This is a genomic window from Aliiroseovarius zhejiangensis (assembly GCF_014656375.1).
Lineage (GTDB): Bacteria > Pseudomonadota > Alphaproteobacteria > Rhodobacterales > Rhodobacteraceae > Aliiroseovarius > Aliiroseovarius zhejiangensis.
In genome coordinates this window covers 852,982-871,367 of record NZ_BNCH01000001.1, presented here as the reverse complement: position 1 = coordinate 871,367, position 18,386 = coordinate 852,982, and the positions used below count along the sequence as shown (strand labels likewise).

19 protein-coding genes and 1 tRNA gene are annotated in these 18,386 nt (G+C 61.2%); 12 read left to right on the top strand and 8 right to left on the bottom strand.

The features are described from left to right. Nucleotide 1 precedes the first annotated feature (1 nt). From accC to IE188_RS04395, 5 genes are all read right to left on the bottom strand, one after another. Nucleotides 2-1,354 (bottom strand): acetyl-CoA carboxylase biotin carboxylase subunit, encoded by a 1,353-nt coding sequence (accC, locus tag IE188_RS04415; RefSeq protein ID WP_191285218.1) that lies wholly within the window; start codon nt 1,352-1,354, stop codon nt 2-4. 10 nt (nt 1,355-1,364) lie between these two features. Beyond that, on the bottom strand, nt 1,365-1,871 hold the full coding sequence (gene accB / locus IE188_RS04410) for an acetyl-CoA carboxylase biotin carboxyl carrier protein (protein WP_191285217.1): 507 nt from the start codon (nt 1,869-1,871) through the stop codon (nt 1,365-1,367). A gap of 200 nt (nt 1,872-2,071) precedes the next feature. Beyond that, nucleotides 2,072-2,479: a hypothetical protein gene (locus IE188_RS04405; RefSeq protein ID WP_191285216.1), complete on the bottom strand. Its 408-nt coding sequence runs from the start codon at nt 2,477-2,479 to the stop codon at nt 2,072-2,074. 113 nt (nt 2,480-2,592) lie between these two features. Then, nucleotides 2,593-3,135 (bottom strand): LuxR C-terminal-related transcriptional regulator, encoded by a 543-nt coding sequence (locus tag IE188_RS04400; RefSeq protein WP_191285215.1) that lies wholly within the window; start codon nt 3,133-3,135, stop codon nt 2,593-2,595. Nucleotides 3,136-3,355: 220 nt separating this feature from the next. Beyond that, a complete protein-coding gene (locus tag IE188_RS04395) occupies nt 3,356-3,637 on the bottom strand; it encodes a glucose-6-phosphate isomerase (RefSeq protein WP_191285214.1) in 282 nt (93 codons plus the stop codon). Nucleotides 3,638-3,934: 297 nt separating this feature from the next. On the opposite strand from IE188_RS04395, the gene IE188_RS04390 reads away from it, so the two are divergent. The 8 genes from IE188_RS04390 to IE188_RS04355 all read left to right on the top strand — a co-directional run bounded on the left by IE188_RS04390 (nt 3,935) and on the right by IE188_RS04355 (nt 12,869). Next, nucleotides 3,935-5,275 carry an XRE family transcriptional regulator gene (locus IE188_RS04390; RefSeq protein WP_191285213.1) on the top strand — a complete coding sequence of 447 codons (1,341 nt, stop codon included), beginning with the start codon at nt 3,935-3,937 and terminating at the stop codon, nt 5,273-5,275. A gap of 142 nt (nt 5,276-5,417) precedes the next feature. Beyond that, entirely contained in the window at nt 5,418-5,786 is a 369-nt protein-coding gene (locus IE188_RS04385; protein WP_191285212.1) for a response regulator transcription factor, read from the top strand. A gap of 54 nt (nt 5,787-5,840) precedes the next feature. Continuing rightward, a complete protein-coding gene (locus IE188_RS04380) occupies nt 5,841-6,143 on the top strand; it encodes a hypothetical protein (protein WP_229836508.1) in 303 nt (100 codons plus the stop codon). Then, a complete protein-coding gene (locus tag IE188_RS04375) occupies nt 6,143-8,848 on the top strand; it encodes an ATP-binding protein (protein ID WP_191285211.1) in 2,706 nt (901 codons plus the stop codon). Before IE188_RS04380 ends, IE188_RS04375 begins: the two co-directional genes overlap by 1 nt. 63 nt (nt 8,849-8,911) lie before the next feature. Further along, a complete protein-coding gene (locus tag IE188_RS04370) occupies nt 8,912-9,925 on the top strand; it encodes a FliM/FliN family flagellar motor C-terminal domain-containing protein (protein WP_191285210.1) in 1,014 nt (337 codons plus the stop codon). Between the two features lie 82 nt (nt 9,926-10,007). Continuing rightward, nucleotides 10,008-10,334, top strand: coding sequence for a TraR/DksA family transcriptional regulator (locus IE188_RS04365; protein WP_191285209.1), 327 nt, complete (start codon nt 10,008-10,010; stop codon nt 10,332-10,334). Between the two features lie 64 nt (nt 10,335-10,398). Beyond that, nucleotides 10,399-10,611: a hypothetical protein gene (locus IE188_RS04360; protein WP_191285208.1), complete on the top strand. Its 213-nt coding sequence runs from the start codon at nt 10,399-10,401 to the stop codon at nt 10,609-10,611. A 164-nt stretch (nt 10,612-10,775) separates the two neighbouring features. Continuing rightward, the gene (locus IE188_RS04355) at nt 10,776-12,869 is read left to right on the top strand and encodes a 3-hydroxyacyl-CoA dehydrogenase NAD-binding domain-containing protein (protein WP_191285207.1); all 2,094 of its coding nucleotides are present in this window, start codon (nt 10,776-10,778) and stop codon (nt 12,867-12,869) included. Between the two features lie 26 nt (nt 12,870-12,895). Here the strand turns inward: IE188_RS04355 and IE188_RS04350 are convergent, their stop codons facing one another. Continuing rightward, complete coding sequence (locus IE188_RS04350; RefSeq protein WP_191285206.1) at nt 12,896-13,111, bottom strand: hypothetical protein; 216 nt, start codon at nt 13,109-13,111, stop codon at nt 12,896-12,898. 154 nt (nt 13,112-13,265) lie between these two features. On the opposite strand from IE188_RS04350, the gene IE188_RS04345 reads away from it, so the two are divergent. After that, nucleotides 13,266-13,523 carry a DUF2312 domain-containing protein gene (locus tag IE188_RS04345; RefSeq protein ID WP_191285205.1) on the top strand — a complete coding sequence of 86 codons (258 nt, stop codon included), beginning with the start codon at nt 13,266-13,268 and terminating at the stop codon, nt 13,521-13,523. A 68-nt stretch (nt 13,524-13,591) separates the two neighbouring features. On the opposite strand, the gene IE188_RS04340 is transcribed toward IE188_RS04345, so the two are convergent. Further along, nucleotides 13,592-14,467: a hypothetical protein gene (locus IE188_RS04340; RefSeq protein WP_191285204.1), complete on the bottom strand. Its 876-nt coding sequence runs from the start codon at nt 14,465-14,467 to the stop codon at nt 13,592-13,594. A gap of 89 nt (nt 14,468-14,556) precedes the next feature. On the opposite strand from IE188_RS04340, the gene IE188_RS04335 reads away from it, so the two are divergent. From IE188_RS04335 to IE188_RS04325, 3 genes are all read left to right on the top strand, one after another. Beyond that, the gene (locus tag IE188_RS04335) at nt 14,557-16,218 is read left to right on the top strand and encodes an ABC transporter permease (protein ID WP_407648162.1); all 1,662 of its coding nucleotides are present in this window, start codon (nt 14,557-14,559) and stop codon (nt 16,216-16,218) included. 47 nt (nt 16,219-16,265) lie between these two features. After that, nucleotides 16,266-16,341 (top strand) — tRNA-Thr (locus tag IE188_RS04330). 83 nt (nt 16,342-16,424) lie between these two features. Further along, complete coding sequence (locus tag IE188_RS04325) at nt 16,425-17,684, top strand: glycerate kinase type-2 family protein (protein WP_229836480.1); 1,260 nt, start codon at nt 16,425-16,427, stop codon at nt 17,682-17,684. Nucleotides 17,685-17,719: 35 nt separating this feature from the next. On the opposite strand, the gene IE188_RS04320 is transcribed toward IE188_RS04325, so the two are convergent. After that, nucleotides 17,720-18,286, bottom strand: a complete 567-nt coding sequence (locus IE188_RS04320; protein ID WP_191285202.1) for an FMN-dependent NADH-azoreductase — start codon at nt 18,284-18,286, stop codon at nt 17,720-17,722. Nucleotides 18,287-18,386 lie beyond the last annotated feature (100 nt).

Below are 18,386 nucleotides of genomic sequence, written 5' to 3'. Positions count from 1 at the left end.
CCTAGCCCAAGTTTTCTTCCAACCAGCGTTCCAGCCAGTGGATATTGTAACGACCCGTTTGGATGTCTTCCTCGGCCAGCAACTGGTGGAACATGGGCACCGTGGTCTCGACGCCGTCAACAATCAACTCGCCAAGGGCACGGTGAAGCCGCGCCAGTGCCTCGGGCCGATCGCGGCCATGCACGATCAGCTTGCCGATCAGGCTGTCGTAATAGGGCGGGATCGAATAGCCATCGTAAAGCGCGCTGTCCATCCGCACACCCAGCCCGCCGGGCGCATGATATTGGGTGATCTTGCCGGGGCAGGGGGCGAAGTTCGGCAGGCGTTCGGCGTTGATGCGAATCTCGATCGCGTGGCCATTGACCTCAAGATCGTCCTGCCCGAAGGACAGCGGCATGCCTTCGGCTACGCGGATCTGTTCGCGCACCAGATCGACGCCGAAAATGGCTTCGGTTACCGGGTGTTCCACCTGCAAGCGGGTGTTCATTTCGATGAAATAGAACTCGCCGTCTTCATAGAGGAATTCGATCGTACCGGCACCGCGATAGCCCATCTCGGCCACAGCCTTGGCGCAGATGCCGCCGATATGGGCGCGTTCCTCGGGGCTGATGCTGGGGCCGGGGGCTTCTTCAAACACTTTCTGGTGGCGCCGTTGCAACGAGCAATCACGCTCGGCCAGATGCACGCCGTTGCCTTGGCCATCGCCAAATACCTGCACCTCGATGTGACGCGGCTTTTGCAGGTATTTTTCCATATAGACTTCGGAATTGCCGAAGGCGGCTTTTGCCTCGGATCGGGCGGTGGAAAACGCGGTGTCAATCTCGGCCTCGGACCGGGCAACCTTCATGCCGCGCCCGCCCCCACCGGCGGTGGCCTTGACGATCACGGGATAGCCCATTTCGGCGGCCAGTTTGCGGGCGGTGGCCAGGTCGGGCACGCCCCCATCCGATCCGGGAACCACCGGGATGCCCAGCTTGATCGCGGTTTCCTTGGCGGTGATCTTGTCGCCCATCATGCGGATATGTTCCGCCGAGGGGCCTATGAACGTAATCTCGTGATCTTCTAGAACCTGCACGAATTGTTCATTCTCGGACAGAAAGCCATAGCCGGGATGCACCGCTTGCGCGCCGGTGATTTCGCAGGCCGCGATGATGGCAGGGATCGACAGATAGCTGTCGGTGCTGGAGGGCGGGCCGATGCAAACGCTTTCATCCGCCATGCGCACATGCATGGCATCCACGTCCGCGGTGGAATGCACCGCCACGGTCTTGATCCCCATCTCGCGCGCACCTCGGATGACGCGCAGGGCAATCTCTCCGCGGTTGGCGATCAGGATTTTGTCGAAATGGGCCATGTGACGTCCCTTATTCGATGATCATCAGGGGGGCGCCGAATTCAACGGGTGCGCCGTCTTCGACCAGAATACGCTTGACGGTGCCAGCACGCGGCGCGGGGATCTGGTTCATGGTTTTCATCGCCTCGACGATCAGAAGGGTCTGCCCCTCTTCGACCTTGTCGCCAATGCTGACAAAAGCGGGTGTGCCCGGTTCGGCCTGAAGATAGACGGTGCCGACCATCGGCGACGGCACGGCGCCCGGGTGGCTTGCGGGGTCTTCCGAGGCGCGGGCCGGGGCGCTGGTGTCGGCTGCGGTGACAACCGGGGACGGTGCAGGGGCCGGGGCGGCCGCCATGGCTGGCGCGGCGGCGGCGGCCATCTGGACGACCTCTTTCGCGCGGCTCACGCGGACATTCAGGCTGTCATTCTCGCCATAATCGCGCATGACCTCGACTTCGGACAGATCGTTTTCCTGAAGGATTTTCGCCAGTGCCTCGATGAAGGACACGTCATTCTCATGATGTTTTTTCGTCATGGGGCCTTACCGTTGTTTATCTGCCCGAACTATGCGTGGGCAATGCATGATTGCAACGCTTATAGGACGCCAGGTAAGGGGAGAAAAGCGATTAAGGTTTCCTGGTGGTGAGGAACCACAGTTTTTTTGGACAGACCACAGGAACAGGGGTCGGTTGCGAGTCGTGGAAATATTGCAAAAAAGCCTTCAATTCGATGAGGTCAGACGTCGTTCGAAGCCATGTTTTCAGACGGCCGGGATGCATCAGCCTTTCGGTCGCCCGTCTGCGGCGTGTCGGGCCCTTCGGGCTGCTGCGCATGGGCACGATGGGTTTCAAGCTGCGCCAGTTGCTGCTGAAGTTTCTGGTCCAGTTCCAGCACGTTCAGTTGGAAGCTGGGGGGTGGGCCGGCCAATGTCTCGGGATCGACCGGAAGGTCAGAGGGCCGGGGCGTGACGTCGGACTGTCTTGACTGATCTGCGCCGTGGCGTGCCGAGTTGTGCATGTCCGCGCGCGCCTTTCCGGCATTGGGCGCGGCTTCGACCTTCGTGCTGTCCGGCATTTTTCGCACCGGCATGTTTGCCAGTAAGCTGGCCTGCGCCCCAAGCGGGGCAGGTATTGTGAATTCCATGTCTGGCTCCCTCTGTGGTTTGCTTCCGACCGCGTTTGAGAATAATTAATCATTCTTGCTAAAGCGTTAATTGGAGCAGGAGAAAGCACGGAAAAGCACGGAATGGTTAACCGCTAGAGCGGCATACCCGAGAATTTCGCCACAAGTTCCGGCAGTTTTCGCGCGCCGAATTTTTGCAAAAGCCGCGCGCGATGGGCTTCGACCGTGCGATAGCTGAGGTTCAGGATCAGGCCGATTTCCTTTGATGTGCGCCCTTGGCACGTCAGGATCGCCACGTCCCGTTCGCGCGGAGTCAGCGCCACGACCGGGCGTTCGGCAGACAGGTCCGCAAAGCTCCACACCCCTTGTTTGAAGGGTGTATCCGGCGTCAGGCTGGTGCCGCGCACTCGGCACCAGAACAGCTCTCCGTCCAGGCGCCGCATAATGCGTTCGTCTTCATAACGCCCCGTTTTTCGCAATTGGTCACCGCCGACACGTTCCACCTTCTCATAATCCTTGAGCGAAGGGTAAAGGCGTTCCAGTGGCATATCTGTAAAGGCGTCGACCTGGTCGCCAAACATCTCCGCAAAGCGCAGATTGCATTGCCGCACGATCCGGTTTTCGGTCAGCGCAAGCCCGGTCGGTGCGTGCATGAAGGCAAGGTCCATTGGCGTCATTGCGCCATCCTGCCAAAGGATGGGTGGCAATTCAATTGGCGGTGCTGTCGCGCTCTCGCTTGCACAGATCAGACATATGACGAGGTGAGGCGGGACGGACAACACTCACGGGTAGCAGTAATTCGATCCTAACCGGTCATCCGAGCAGCCAAACGCTGGTCGCGTGCACGAAAAAAGGCGCGCCCGAAGGCGCGCCTTTCTGTTCTGTTCCAATAGCCGATCAGACCGGGCAGGGACGGGTGCGATAGGTGCCGTCACCGTTCGAATAGGCGCATTGGTTGGTATGATAGTTGCGGGCAACCATGATACCAGCGGCTGCGCCGGCCAACGTGGTCAGCACGGTCCAGTTTTTGTTTGCGCCGATCGCATTCGCCGTAAGTATCCCGGCGCCAATGCCTGCCACGCCACCAACGATGGTTTTTTCCTGGTCGGTCAGCGGGCGGTTGCAGGCGGGCAGCGCCAGCGTTGCAACACAAGCAAGGGTCATAATGGCTTTCTTCATGGTATCCTCCTGGATGAATCGTGAGTTCACCTTAGTTTGTAAGGATTTGTGGCCGCAAGGGAATGTTGTGTGCATCCGATGGGGGCGAAGTGGCGGGAAGTCGCCAAGGGCGGCTGATGCGTGCGTGCAGGGTGAGCAGATTCTTTACACAACGGAACAGAAATATCGCGCCACAAAACTAAGGCGGCAGCAACGCGCTTGGATTAAACAGATTTCTTGTAAATATGAGAAAAAACACTCAGTGTTTCTGTAAATATCCGGCAGCGCATTTGTCGGAAACGCCGCGCGAGTATCACAATGCCACAGTCCCGTCTGACAGGAAGCCGTATTCGCGAGCGCCGATTGTTTCTCGGGCAAAAACAATCGGCGCTTGCCGCGGCTGTCGGGATCTCGGCCGCCTATCTGAATCTGATCGAACACAATCGCCGCCGGGCCGGGGGCAAGCTGTTGCAAGATCTGGCACGAGAGCTGCGCACCGACCCTCGGTCGCTGACCGAAGGGGCCGAGGCCGCGTTGCTTGGGGCTTTGCGCGAAGCCGGGCAAAGGATGCCGGAACTGACCCCGGAACTGCACCGGTCCGAGGATCTGGCCGGGCGATTTCCCGGTTGGGCGGCTTTGGTGGCCGCACAGCACCAGCGCATCCGCGACCTTGAACAACTGGTCGAAGCCTTGTCCGACCGTCTGACCCATGATCCCGAACTAGCCGCCTCTCTGCACGAGGTGATTTCGGCCGTCACAGCGATCCGCTCGACCGTGGGCATCCTGACCGAAGGGGGGGAGATCGCCCCGGAGTGGCGGCTGCGCTTCATGGGCAATATGCGGGACGAGGGCCGGCGCCTGTCCAGCGCGGCGCAGGGGCTGGTGCAATATCTGGATGCGGGCGCCGACCGCGACATGGCCCCGGTTGTGCCGGGAGAGGAGTTGGCCGTCTTTCTGGATCAGCGCGACCATCATCTTCCTGAACTGGAAGGGTTGCATGGCGCGACACGCGATCAGGTCACCGCCCGGATCAATGGTCTGATCGCACAGGTTGGCAGTCTTGAAACCGCAGCGGCCAAAGATGTCGCGCGACAGCATTTCCGGCAATATGTGGAAGATGCCGCCGCGATGCCTCTGGCGGCGTTTCAAGCGGCGCGCTTGGATTGCGGCGGAGATCCCAGCCAACTGGCCGCCCGGTTTCAGCAGACCTTGCCTGCCGTCATGCGCCGTCTGGCGTTTGCACCGACGATGGATGACCTTCCGCCGGTCGGGCTTGTGTCATGCGATGGATCGGGCACGCTTTTCTTGCGCAAGGCGCTGCCGGGATTTTCCCTGCCGCGGTTCGGGGCGGCCTGTTCGTACTGGCCGTTATATCAGGCGCTCAGCCGTCCCGGACACCCGCTACGCGCCGTCGTGGAAATGCCCGGTGCCACGCCGCGCAGGTTTCTATGTCAGGCGATCTGCCTGCCAAGAGAGGCTCTGCGATTCGACCTGCCCCCGGTTCTGGACGCCTATATGCTGATCGAACCGTTCGACGATGCGCGCATGGGGGATGCAGAGGCCCACGCCTTGCCCGTTGGCTCGTCATGCCGGGTCTGTCCGCGCCCCGGCTGTGCGGCACGGCGCGAGGCGTCGCTTTTGTCCGCCGATGCCGTTTAGGTCCGCGCGCGACAAGAGCCTGCGCGTGGGTGTTTCGACTGCGTGACACATTCTCGGTTTTGGTTTGTTTTGACATGGGTCTGTGCATTGTCGATATTCACGGACAAGGGTGCGGCGACAGCCAGCCCCAGCGGAGGGATATATGGCAAAACAGGTGCTCGTCATCGAGGACGAACCAAATATTGTCGCGGCAATCAGTTTCATACTCAGCCGGGATGGCTGGACGGTGGGCACGCATGCCAATGGCGAAACGGCGGTGCAGGCGGTGCTGGAGGCCAAACCCGATGCGTTGATCCTTGATGTGATGCTGCCGGGCCGGTCGGGATATGATATATTGCAAGACCTGCGCGCCCACGAACTGACGCGGCGGTTGCCCGTTCTGATGCTGACTGCGCGCGGCCAGCGAACCGACCGCGAACAGGCCGAACGGCTTGGCGTGAACCGCTTCATGACCAAGCCCTTTTCAAACGCCGAGGTGGTTGAAACCCTGAATGAGCTTGTGCCGGGTTAAAGACGCCATGTCGTGCCATCCGATCCCAATGCCATGGACACGGGCCGCCTGCGTATGAGGGTCCGTCGCGAGCCCCTGTTTCTGGCGCGCCAGAGCTATCGACGGCGCCGGCTCGAAGATGCTGCCCGTTTGCTGCCGGTCCTGGGCGTGTTTCTGTTTCTGCTGCCGTTGTTGGCCCCCGGGGTCGGCACGGCTGCGCAGGGCTTGTATCTGTTTGCAGCCTGGTTTGCATTGATCGTCGCCACCGCGATCATCGCGCGGGGTCTGACCCGTTGGCCGGGCGTATCGCAAGACCCCGACGACAAATTGCCGTCCTTTGCCCGGGATAACCCTGACCGACAGGCAGGGCGCGACTGATGCTCAGTTTCAATACGCTCGTCGCGGTTTGTCTGCTGTATGTGATCCTGTTGTTCCTGGTGGCCTTCGGGGCCGATCGAAGTGCGGCGCGCAACAAGAACAGGTTTCTCAGTTCACCGCTGATCTATACCCTGTCGCTATCGGTCTATTGCACGGCGTGGACGTTCTATGGGGCAGTTGGGTACGCGGCGCGCTCGGGGTTGGAGTTCGTCACGATCTATCTTGGGCCGACGCTGGTGATGATTGGCTGGTGGTGGTTCTTGCGAAAACTGGTGCGGGTGGGGCGCGCGCAGCGTGTGACATCGATCGCGGATTTGCTGTCGTCGCGCTATGGCAAGTCGAACCTGCTTGGGGTGATCGTGACGCTGATCGCGGTGATCGGCACGACCCCCTATATCGCGTTGCAACTGCAATCGGTCACGTTGGCGTTTTCGGTGTTTGCGCGGGATCGCTCGGCGGGGTGGAGCGTGCCTGATCTGGATGCGACGGCACTTTGGGTGGCGGGCGGTCTGGCCCTTTTCACGATCCTGTTTGGCACGCGCAACCTCGACGTGAATGAACGACATCACGGCGTGGTCACCGCCATCGCGGTCGAGGCGGTGGTCAAGCTGGTTGCCTTGCTGGCCGTGGGCATCTTCGTCGTATGGGGCGTGGGAGGCGGCCCGGCGGGTATCGCGCAGGCCGTGGATCAGGCGATGCGCGCCGCACCGGACGGCGCCTGGTCTATCACGGGCGGGCGTTGGGTCGGACTGACCTTCCTGTCTGCCGCTGCATTTCTGACGCTACCGCGCATGTTTCATGTGCTGGTGGTCGAGAATCTGGGCGAACGTCAGCTTGCTGTCGCCTCGTGGGCATTTCCGACTTACCTTTTCTTGATGAGCCTCTTTGTCGTGCCGATCGCGGTGGTCGGTCTTGGCACCTTGCCGGCCGGAGAGAACCCGGACCTGTTCGTGCTGACCATCCCGTTGCATTTCGATCAGGATGGGCTGGCGATGCTGTCTTTCCTTGGGGGGTTCAGTTCGGCCACCTCGATGGTGATAGTGGCGTCGATTGCCCTGGCGACCATGGTGTCGAACCACATCATCATGCCCCTCTGGCTGTCCATCCGACCCGAAGAAGCCACGGTGTCAGGTGACGTGCGTCAGGTGCTTCTGGCCGCGCGCCGCTTGTCGATCATTGGCGTGCTGGTGCTGGGATATCTTTATTTCCGCATGTCGGGCGGTGGGACGGCCCTGGCGGCGATCGGCATGATTTCCTTTACCGGGGTGGCGCAAGTCCTGCCCGCCATGGCCGGAGGCTTGCTGTGGCGTGGTGCGTCGCGCAACGGCGCGGCGGCGGGTTTGGTCACGGGATTCATCGTCTGGGCCTATACCCTGTTCCTGCCCAGTTTCGGTGACGCCGGGTTGATGAGCGCATCTCTGCTGGCCGAAGGACCACTGGGGCTTGCCTGGCTGAAACCGCAGGCCCTGTTCGGCGTCACGGGGCTTGACCCGGTGGTGCATGCGGTGTTCTGGTCGATGATCCTGAACAGTTTTGCCTTTGTCGGCGTGTCCCTCGTCTCTTTCCCCGGCCCTTTGGAACGGTTGCAGGGCGCGCAGTTCGTCAATGTGCTGGACCACACCCACCAGACACAGGGCGGTATTGCGTCTGCGGCGGTGGCCGAGGATCTGCTGGTGATGGCCCAACGTACCATGGGGGCCGATGCGGCGCAGACGCTGTTTCAGACTCAGGCCAGTGCGCAGGGGAAAGAGGGGTATTTACCCGACACCACCCCCGATTTCATGGCACGCCTTGAACGCGAGCTGTCGGGTTCAGTGGGGGCGGCCACCGCCCATGCGATGATCGCCCAGATCATGGGCGGGGCCACGGTATCGGTCGACGATCTTATGGCAGTGGCGGATGAAACCCAGCAGATGCTGGTCTATTCCTCGCAGCTTGAAGCGAAGCAGAAAGAGCTGACGACCACCGCGCGGCAACTCTCGGCTGCGAACGAGAAGCTGACCAAGCTGTCGATCCAGAAAGATGCGTTTCTCAGCCAGATCAGCCACGAGCTGCGCACGCCCATGACCTCGATCCGCGCGTTTTCCGAGATCCTGCGCGATGGCGGGATCAGGGATGCCGAGGCAGCGGAAAAACACGCCTCGATCATTCATGACGAGGCATTGCGCCTGACGCGGCTCTTGGATGACCTGCTTGATCTCAGCGTGCTTGAACATGGTCAGGTGCAGTTGAACCCTCAGCGCGAAGTGTTGTCGAAGGTGTTGGACCGGGCAGTTGCCGCCACGCAATCCTTGATCGTGGCCGAAGACCTGCGCATCCACCGCGATCTGGCGCGCGAACAGATTGTCATCGCCACCGACACCGACCGGCTGGCACAGGTGTTCATCAACCTGATTGCCAATGCGGCAAAATATGGTGATGCGAAGTTCAAGCGGTTGACCATCCGGGTGGGCGTGCGCGACGGCGTGTTGCGGATTGATTTCGTGGACAACGGGTCTGGTATCCCGACCGAAAGCCAGGTGATGATCTTCGAGAAATTCTCGCGCCTGACCGACAATGCCGCTGCGGGTGGCGCCGGGCTGGGGCTGGCCATTTGCCGCGAGGTCATGGACCGGCTTGGCGGGGCGATCACCTATCTGCCGGGGCAAAGGGGCGCGGCGTTTCGTGTCACGCTGCCACTGGAAAAAATACCCCACCGCGGTTGAATTTAAACCAATTGTCAACCTTGGTTTGTCAGGTCTGGTGCATGCGACCAGAACGGACCAATCATGGCTGACCCGGATCAGATCAGCGCGCTGCGCCAAAAGGCGGGGGCCGGCCGCCCGCCGCCCGAAATCCCGCCCGTCACGGCTGCCGGGGCCTTGGGAAAGGCGTTGGCACGCGCGGGGGATGCGACGGCGGGTCTGGCGATCGCGGCAACCGATGTCACGGAAGACCGGGTTGTCCTGTCCGCGGCTGGGAAAGCCGTCGGCGAACAGGATCTTCTGGCGATTGCCGAAGGGGCGGACAGCCGGTTCGGCCTGTTGATCGCCGACCCCGATCTGGTCGCTGCCGTGATCGAAATGCAGACCGTCGGGCGGGTATTGCCGACCCCCGCCCAGGCGCGCGCGCCCACCCGCACCGACGCGGCCATGTGTGCCGATTTCTTTGACGAGGTTTTGGAGCAACTGGAAAACGCCTTAACCGCGGCTCGGCTGCCGATTGCCGGCCTTTGCAGCGGATATCGTTTTGCCCTGCAACTGGATGATTATCGCGCCGCCACCATGACCTTGCCCGACATCGCCTATCGCCGTTTTCAGGCGGTTCTTGATCTGGGCGATGGCGGCAAACAAGGACGCTTGACCCTGCTGCTGCCTTTCGCAGCGCGCCAGCCAAATGATGCGCCGCAAACCGATGGGGTTCAGAAACCAGCCACCGAAGCGCCGCCTGTCATGCTGGGCGCACGGGGCGATCTGCGCGCGGTACTGCATCGGTGCCGCATGTCTCTGGATGAGGTGACGGGGCTGGTGCCCGGCGTCACCATTGCACTGACCCGTGAGGTGCTGGACAGGGTCCAGTTGGAAGACCTGACCGGGCAGGTGCGTGCCACGTGTCGACTGGGGCAAGCGGCTGGGCAACGGGCGCTGAGGATCGGATTGGATCTGCCGGGGCAGGGGGGCGGCCCCCCAAAGGCGGATCCGGTTGCGCCGCACGATCAGGTCGCCGGCGTTTTGCCAGATGGGGCAAGCCAGGGTGAAACGGATCCCCGGCAGGGTGAGCAAACCGCCGATAACTCTGGTTGAGACCGTGCTGCGCTCTGATTGACCTGTATCAAAGCACCCTGACCGGCTTGGTCCCACTATCAAGCCGAGAAGGAGACAAAACATGGTTGATGTAAGCAAGTATCGAAACATGCTGCTGGCGCGTCAGAAAGAGTTGAACGCGCGGCTTCACGAGATCGAGGAAGAGTTGGAAAGTCACAGTTCGAAAGACTGGGAAGAACTTGCCGTCGAACGTGAAGAGGATGAAGTCCTTGAAGGATTGGGGTCTTCGGGGCAGGATGAGCTTGTAAAGATCGAAGCGGCACTCGCGCGTGTGGATGAAGGCGAGTTCGGCTTTTGCGTGACCTGCGGCACCGAGATTCAATCTGAACGTCTGGATGTTGTGCCGCATACACCGTTCTGTCGCGATTGTGCCGCGAAACACGCCTGACCCGCAACCGACCCGACCGGGCGTGACCATTTCGGACACAACATCACGAACCTTGGAGGAGAATATGGCATTTGAAGAGCTTAAAGCCTCGATCAGCATGATCCTGGACGAAATCGCCAAGCGTCCCGAAGACCGTCACGTGTTGCAGGAGCAGCTGCGCGAGAAGATTTCGGAACTGGAAAAGACCGGGCAGCCGGTGCCGGAGGATTTTCGCAAGTTCGAAGCTGACCTCGAGGATGATGGCGCCGACGATCTGTTCGACAATTTGCCGGTCTGACGAGCCCGGCGCGCGGCCCGATGGGCGGCTGCGCGCCGATCGGAACGTGTCCAGTGTGCAGCATTACCGACCAATCGGTCGAAAGTGATCGGTTTTTGACCCCAGACCATTGACAAAAGGCGCCTTTTTCTGGCGACTGAAAGCAGGCAGGGACAGAGGCACAGATGACAGCACAGGTTCGTTATGACGTCACGGATGGCGTTGCCCTCATCAGGATTTCCAATCCTCCGGTCAATGCGCTGAGCCAGGCAATCCGGCAGGGATTGATCGACGCGTTCGAGAAGGCCGATGCCGATGACGACATCGGTGCCATCGTCTTGATGGCCGACGGCAAGACCTTTCCTGCAGGGGCCGATGTGCGCGAGTTTGGGCGCCCCCGTGCCGCCCCTATCCTGTCCGATGTCTGCGCCCGGATCGAAGCCTGCACGAAACCGGTTCTGGCGGCCATTCACGGCCATGCTCTTGGCGGCGGGTTCGAACTGGCGCTGGCCTGTCACTATCGCATCGCCCTGCACGACGCGACCATGGGCTTGCCCGAGGTCAATCTGGGCGTGTTGCCGGGCGGCGGCGGGACGCAGCGTGTGCCGCGCATTGTCGGCGCCAATGCCGCGTTGGAGATGATGGTCACCGGCAAGCCGATTTCGGCTGACAAGGCTGCCGCGATGGGCCTGATCGAAAAGGTGATTCACAAGAACCTGGAACGCGCGGCGCTGGCTTCTGCGCGGAACATGATTGCCCAGTCAACGCCGCCGCGCCCGACGTGTGACCGACGTGAAGGGTTTGACGACCCGATCCAGTTTAGCGAGGCGATTAAATCCTGGCGCGCGCGGGTGGCCGGAAACTTCGTGCCCTCGCTGCGCTGTATCGTCGATTGCGTCGAAGCCGCGCTTCTGCTGCCGTTTGAAGCCGGTATCGCCCTGGAACGCCAGTGTTTTGATGATTGCGAAACCGGTCCTCAGGCCACGGCTCTGCGCCATGCCTTTTTTGCCGAACGACGCGCGGCGAAAGTGCCTGAATTGGAGGGCGCACAACTGCGCGACGTGTCGACCATCGGGGTCGTCGGCGCAGGCACCATGGGCGTTGGCATTGCCATTTCCTGCCTAGATGCGGGCTTTCCGGTCACGCTGGTTGAACGTGACGATGACGGCCTGACGCGCGGGATCGCCCGCATCAAGGACAATTATGAGAAATCGGTGGGCAAGGGGCGCATTGATCAATCGACCGCCAATGACAGGCTGTCACGGTTGAACGGCACGACCGATATGGGACGTTTGTCCGATGTCGATCTGGTGATCGAAGCGGTGTTCGAGGATGAAACGGTCAAGCGCGATGTGTTTCAGCACTTGGACAAGGTGCTGCGTCCGGGGGCGATCCTGGCCACCAACACCTCATATCTGGACATTGACGCATTAGCCGCGACGATTTCGCGCCCGGAGGATGTGGTTGGGTATCACTTCTTTTCGCCTGCCCACATCATGAAGCTGCTTGAAATCGTTGTGGGTGAAAAAACGCATCGCGACGTGGTGGCCACCGGATTTGCTCTGGCCAAGAAGCTCAGAAAAGTGCCGGTGCGGGCCGGGGTTGCAGACGGGTTCATCGGAAACCGGGTTCTGGCCGCCTATCGACTGGCGGCGGATTTCATGCTGGAGGACGGTGCCAGCCCTGCGCAAATTGATGCAGCCATGCGCGCCTATGGCTTCCCGCTGGGTCCGTATCAGGTGCTGGATATGGCCGGGCTGGATATATCCTGGGCGCGCCGCAAACGTCTGGCCGCAACGCGCGACCCCGATGACCGTTATGTGGCGATCGGCGACAGGATGTGTGAAGAAGGCTGGTTCGGGCAGAAATCGGGCCGGGGCTATTACGTGCATGGCCATGGGCTTGGTCCGGTCGAAAACCAGGATGCCTTGGCCATTGTCGAAGACGAGCGGCGCAAGAAAAATATCACTCCACGGCATTTCGAAGCGGACGAGATTCAACAGCGGTGCCTGAACGCGATGGCCAATGAAGGCGCGCGGCTTCTGCAAGAAGGGGTGGCGCTGCGCCCGTCGGATATTGATGTGGTTTTGCTCTATGGCTACGGATTTCCGCGGTTTCGCGGTGGCCCGATGATGGCGGCCGACCAGCGCGGATTGCTGGCGGTGAAGAACGCGCTGCTGTCCTATCAGCCGGAAGAGCCGAAATTCTGGGCCCCGTCACCTTTGTTCGACGAGTTGATCAAGAACGGGCGCCACTTCAGCGATCTGAACGGCGACTGAGCGGGTGTTCTGGTTGTTGCCTGTTGTCAGGACAGCGACACGCCCAAGATGACGCACATCAGACCGATCACGGACAGCGCCAGACCACCCATGTTCAGTGCCATCGCCTTTTGCACCCGCGCCCGCAGGGCAGCATCGTCCAGATTCTCGCGTTTTGCTTTCATGACCCGAAACGCACTGGCCAGAAGGCCCGCCAGCCCGACAAGCGACAAGATCGCTCCGATGATGATCAGCCAGTCCATGGCACCCTCCGTCTGTGTGATGTTCGCCTAGCCCGACATGCGTCCAGGTGCAACCCCGGCGGTGGGTTGCCGTCTGACAAATTCATCGCGCCGGTCTCTCTTGAAGCGGGCAGGGCGACGGGCTAGTCAGGGGCAACCCGAAGAAGAGGACGACATGGACGACACTCAGCCCGATAACAGCTATCGCGTGACCGCCAACGAACTGCGCCAATTCATTGAGCGGATCGAGCGGCTGGATATGGAGAAAAAAGATCTGGCCGATCAGCAGAAAGAGGTGATGGCCGAAGCAAAGGCGCGCGGCTATGACACCAAGGTGATGCGCAAGTTGATCGCGTTGCGCAAACGCGACAAGGACGACATCGCCGAAGAAGAAGCAGTGCTTGAGATGTATAAGGAAGCGCTGGGCATGTAGGTGCGCTGCGGAGTGCGCTGCGGCGTCTGAACTGCCCGTAAACCCGCCGGCTTGGCGGGTTTGCCATTTCAGGCAAGCAACAGCGTGACACCTTCGATCCGCTCGATCCGGTCAAGGTCGCGATCATAGGCGTCGGTCAGATCGTCGATCATGTCTTCGGTCCAGCCGGGCAGGTCGATCTCTTCCTCAAGCGCCTCCGGGATGGCGTATTTCTCAAGGAAGGTGGCGATGATCCGGCGGCGCTGCTGCGGGGTCGGCATCTCGGTGTTGTCCAGATAGTCCCGCAAGCGGTCAAACCCTTCCGGCACCATGATGGGCCGCAGGATGTCAAGCGCCCCGGACAGGAGTTGCGTGCCGTTCACACCGGCGATTGAGTGCATGATGTCGGGCCACAGAAGGGGAGTGTCCTCGTTACACCAGACGGTGATGGGTGTGGCGGGATTGGCCTCGCGGATGGTCAACAGCGTATCTGACCATCGAAGCCCGTGCGGGTCGATCTGGGCCAGCAGGGCCGCCCGGTCCGCCACGGGTGCGGAGTGCAGGATGGCCGGGACAAAGGTGGCCGGGTTGCGCATTCCGATGAAGAAACTGACATCGTGGTTGGCGAAGAGGTTACGTATCCAGACCGTGTTGCGCTTGGCCAGGTGGTAAAGCTGGTTGTTTTCGATCGCCCGATGCGGGGCGCCCATGAAGTTCTTGTGGCCGAGAACCAGCCGTCTGGCGTCGGTGCTGTCGACGAAACTGTCCAGCAGCATCTCTTGCGTTTCGTCATCGGCCTGTGCGCCCTGCAGTTTGACCAAAGCATCGGCCAACAGCCCCCGATACCGCCCCGGACCCGGCACCGCGATGCCCTGCTTTGCCAGTTGTCCGCTGTTTTTCAGCAAGGATTTGATCAGGTGGTCATCATCCGTGCAATGGGCGCCGAGGTGGAAACAGATTTGCATTCAGAACTGGCCCTTTTTGCGGTCGTCCCAATGAAACATATGGTGGATTTCTGGACAGTTAAACCTGTTTCGGGCTAAACGGGCAAATGATGACCGACCAAAAGACTCAGATTGCAGCGACGCGCCGCGTCAGACAGATGCCCGACCTCTGGTCTGCGGGCGCGATTGGCATTGCATTGCTGGTGTTGCTGCCGATTTTCTCGATCATATGGTTGGCGATGACCCCGGCTGAAAACGCTTGGCCGCATCTGTGGAATACGACCTTGCCGCGCTATGTCTCGAACACACTTCTGTTGTGCTTGTCGGTCGGCACCTTGTCGGCCGCAGTGGGCACGGGGTCCGCCTGGCTGATCACCATGTATCGTTTTCCGGGTGCCCGCTGGCTGGAATGGCTGTTGCTGACGCCATTGGCCATCCCGGCCTATGTGGGCGCTTATGCGCTTGTCGATTTTCTGGAATATGCCGGCCCCGTGCAAACCGGGCTGCGCGCCCTGTTCGGCTGGGACAGCGCGGCCGACTACTGGTTTCCTCAGATCCGGTCGCGCTGGTCGGCCGTTCTGGTACTGACCGCGGCCCTGAACCCCTATGTGTTCCTGTTGGCCCGGGCTGCCTTTCGTGAGCAATCCGGAGATGCGTATGAGGTCGCCCGCGCGCTGGGGGCCGGGCCGTTTGCGCGGTTCTGGCGGGTCGGTATGCCGCTGGCACGCCCTGCCATTGCCGCAGGCGTCGCCATCGTGATGATGGAGACCGTGTCGGATTTCGGCGTCGTGGATTACTTTGCGGTGCAGACATTGACCACAGGCATCTTCACGGTTTGGCTGGAAAGCCACAATGCCGGAGGCGCGGCCCAGATCGCCATGGTGATTCTTGTCTTCGTGTTCCTGCTGGCCGCGTTGGAAAAGATCAGCCGGTCCCGCAGCCGGTTCTATCGCATGTCGCGCCAAAGCCGCCCGGTCGAGCCGCGCGCGCTTGGCCCCGTGCCCGGCCTGCTGGCGCTGATTGCCTGTGCCATACCCTTCGTGATCGGGTTCGTTTTGCCGGTTGCCGTCCTGATGATCCACGCAATCTCGAAACCTGAATACTGGCTGTCCAACGGGCTTGCCTCGGCGCTGTGGCATACGTTGACCGTGGGTGGAATTGCCGCTGTCGTGACCGTCACGGCGGCCTTGTTCCTGGTTTATGGTGTGCGCATGTCCGGGCGTTCCCTGCCGCGCAAGCTGATGCCACTGACCACGATCGGCTATGCGGCGCCGGGGGCGGTGCTGGGCATCGGCATCCTGATCCCGATGGCGGCGACCGACAATGCGCTGGCTGATGGCATTCTGGCGCTGACCGGCTGGGATCCCGGCCTGATGATGACGGGCACCGCTTTCGCGGTGGTCTATGCCTATTGCGTGCGCTTTTTTGCCATCGCACAGGGGGCGGCGGATGCGGCGATCGGGCGTGTTTCGCCCAACCTGCCGATGGCGGCGCGTTCGCTGGGCCGCTCGGCACGCGGCGCGTTGACCGAAGTCTATGTCCCGCTGATCAGAAGCTCGGTCGGGACGGCTCTGCTTCTGGTCTTTGTCGACAGTGTGAAAGAACTGCCCGCAACCCTGCTTTTGCGCCCGTTCAACTATGGCACACTGGCGACTCGCGTGTACGAACAGGCGTCGCTTGAGCAATTGGAACAGGCCGCCCCCCCAGCATTGATGGTGATTGCCGTAGGCCTGTGTGCCGTGGCCTTGATGGCCCGCGCCAGCCGCCCGTGAACCTTTTGCTTGAACCCGCCCGCAGAACCCCTTAAATCCCCACCAGTGCCCCTATAGCTCAGCTGGTAGAGCAACTGATTTGTAATCAGTAGGTCCGCGGTTCGAGTCCGTGTGGGGGCACCATTTACACAATATCAAGCCATTTGCCATTGCGTTGCCCTGCATCAAGCTTGCAGATAGCCGATACGCCCCTCTATGGTCGCGCTATGATTGATGCATCTGACAAAACCTTTCTGACCGATCTCTTTCAAGCCGCTATCAGGGCCGCCGACCCTGAACAGATTTTGCGGGGGCATTTGCCTGAAAAGCCAAACGGCAGAACCGTTGTTGTCGGAGCGGGCAAGGGTGTCGCGCAGCTTGCTGCGGCGTTCGAAACGCTTTGGGCTGCGCCCGTCGAAGGTGTCGTGGTGACGCGCTATGGATATGCCGGGCCCTGTCAGCACATTCGCGTTCTGGAAGCGGCCCACCCCGTGCCGGACAAGGCCGGGCTGGCGGCGACCGAGGCGCTGTTTGAGACGGTCAGCGGACTGGGCCCGGACGATCTTGTCATCGCGCTGATCACGGGCGGCGGCTCGGCCTTGCTGCCCGCGCCGCCAGATGGGTTATCCCTGGAAGATGAACAGCGGTTGAACACGGCGCTGTTGGCGTCGGGGGCGCCAATCTCTGTGATGAATGCCATCCGCAAGCATGTGTCACGGATCAAGGGGGGGCGTTTGGCGCAGGCGGCCCATCCCGCAAAAGTCGTTTCCCTGATCGTCTCGGACGTGCCGGGCGATGCCCCGTCGCAAGTGGCGTCCGGGCCCACCGTGACTGACGGTGCCAATCAGGCCGATGCGCTTGCGGCCATCGATGCGTGGGGCATTGATCTGCCCGCACGACTGATCGAACATATTCGTGCAAATCCTGCGCCGGACCCCTCCGATCCGGTGTTCGCACAGAACCGGGTGACGGTCATTGCCTCGGCTCGGCTGAGCCTGGAGGCGGCGGCGGCGCGGTCCGCCGCGCAGGGCGTTCCGGCCATCATTCTGTCCGATGCTGTCGAGGGTGAGGCCCGCGAAGTGGCGAAGATGCACGGTGCAATTACCCGCGAAACGCTCTCGCGTCATAGACCCTTCCAGCCCCCGTGCGTTCTGCTCTCGGGTGGTGAGACCACGGTCACGTTGAAGGGCACGGGACGCGGCGGTCGGAATACTGAATTTCTGTTGTCCCTTGCCATCACCTGCGCCGGTCTGGATGGGTTCACCGCGCTGGCGGCCGATACCGATGGGATCGACGGGTCCGAGGACAATGCTGGGGCATTTGCCGATGGGCGCAGCGCCGGGCGTTTGCGTGCGATGGGGCGGGATCCGTCCGCCATGCTGGCGCAAAATGACGCTTGGGGGGCATTTGATGCCTTGGGTGATCTGTTCGTGCCGGGGCCGACCGGCACGAACGTCAATGATTTTCGGGCGATCCTGATTCGATAAGGGTTTTGGGTGCCCGAGTGGCCTTCCAGCCGCTTTCAGGCGGCCAGTTTCTCGATGGTCGCGTCGGCCTCGGCGATGCCGTCGGCGCCTGTGGCGGAAACGAACTCGACATCCGAGATGCCCATGAAGCCCAGAATGAATTTCAGATACGGGCTGAGGAAATCATGTGGCGCCCCGATGGGTGTGCCGCCGGACGCGGTGACGATGATCACGCGTTTTCCGGTCAGAAGCCCCTCGGGCGTGCCGTCGTCGCGATACCGGAAGGTTACGCCCACGCGGGCCAGGTGGTCGATCCATGCTTTCAGAGTTGAGGGGATCGAGAAGTTGTAGGTGGCGGCAGAAATGACGATCAGGTCGGCGGCCTGCACCTCGGCGATCATCTGATCTGACAGGGCCAGCGCGGCGTTGTCCTGATCGCTGCGGGCTTCGGGCGGAGTAAAGGTTGCTGCGGTCCAGGCGGCATCCAGATGCGGAATGCCCTGCGCCAGGTCGCGGGTCGTGACGTCGACACCCGGGTATCTTGCGATCACCTTGTCCGCCAGTGCGCGTGAGATGGATCCGTCTGACCTGGCCGAACTGTCAATGCGAAGGATATGTGTCATGGTATGCTCCTGCTTGTGCTTTGACTTACATATGAAGCCTTGCAAAATAGAACGCAATCTGCACGAAATCACAGTGTATGTTTGAAATTGCACAGAACAA

Coding starts and splice junctions, on each gene's coding strand:
- IE188_RS04400 (WP_191285215.1), bottom strand. CDS start 3,135: ATGACGCCAATGGACCTTGCCTTCATGCACGCACCGACCGGGCTTGCG.
- IE188_RS04335 (WP_407648162.1), top strand. CDS start 14,557: ATGACCGACCAAAAGACTCAGATTGCAGCGACGCGCCGCGTCAGACAG.
- accC (WP_191285218.1), bottom strand. CDS start 1,354: ATGGCCCATTTCGACAAAATCCTGATCGCCAACCGCGGAGAGATTGCC.
- IE188_RS04365 (WP_191285209.1), top strand. CDS start 10,008: ATGGTTGATGTAAGCAAGTATCGAAACATGCTGCTGGCGCGTCAGAAA.
- IE188_RS04385 (WP_191285212.1), top strand. CDS start 5,418: ATGGCAAAACAGGTGCTCGTCATCGAGGACGAACCAAATATTGTCGCG.
- accB (WP_191285217.1), bottom strand. CDS start 1,871: ATGACGAAAAAACATCATGAGAATGACGTGTCCTTCATCGAGGCACTG.
- IE188_RS04360 (WP_191285208.1), top strand. CDS start 10,399: ATGGCATTTGAAGAGCTTAAAGCCTCGATCAGCATGATCCTGGACGAA.
- IE188_RS04320 (WP_191285202.1), bottom strand. CDS start 18,286: ATGACACATATCCTTCGCATTGACAGTTCGGCCAGGTCAGACGGATCC.
- IE188_RS04340 (WP_191285204.1), bottom strand. CDS start 14,467: ATGCAAATCTGTTTCCACCTCGGCGCCCATTGCACGGATGATGACCAC.
- IE188_RS04375 (WP_191285211.1), top strand. CDS start 6,143: ATGCTCAGTTTCAATACGCTCGTCGCGGTTTGTCTGCTGTATGTGATC.
- IE188_RS04355 (WP_191285207.1), top strand. CDS start 10,776: ATGACAGCACAGGTTCGTTATGACGTCACGGATGGCGTTGCCCTCATC.
- IE188_RS04370 (WP_191285210.1), top strand. CDS start 8,912: ATGGCTGACCCGGATCAGATCAGCGCGCTGCGCCAAAAGGCGGGGGCC.
- IE188_RS04395 (WP_191285214.1), bottom strand. CDS start 3,637: ATGAAGAAAGCCATTATGACCCTTGCTTGTGTTGCAACGCTGGCGCTG.
- IE188_RS04390 (WP_191285213.1), top strand. CDS start 3,935: ATGCCACAGTCCCGTCTGACAGGAAGCCGTATTCGCGAGCGCCGATTG.
- IE188_RS04345 (WP_191285205.1), top strand. CDS start 13,266: ATGGACGACACTCAGCCCGATAACAGCTATCGCGTGACCGCCAACGAA.
- IE188_RS04350 (WP_191285206.1), bottom strand. CDS start 13,111: ATGGACTGGCTGATCATCATCGGAGCGATCTTGTCGCTTGTCGGGCTG.
- IE188_RS04380 (WP_229836508.1), top strand. CDS start 5,841: ATGAGGGTCCGTCGCGAGCCCCTGTTTCTGGCGCGCCAGAGCTATCGA.
- IE188_RS04325 (WP_229836480.1), top strand. CDS start 16,425: ATGATTGATGCATCTGACAAAACCTTTCTGACCGATCTCTTTCAAGCC.
- IE188_RS04405 (WP_191285216.1), bottom strand. CDS start 2,479: ATGGAATTCACAATACCTGCCCCGCTTGGGGCGCAGGCCAGCTTACTG.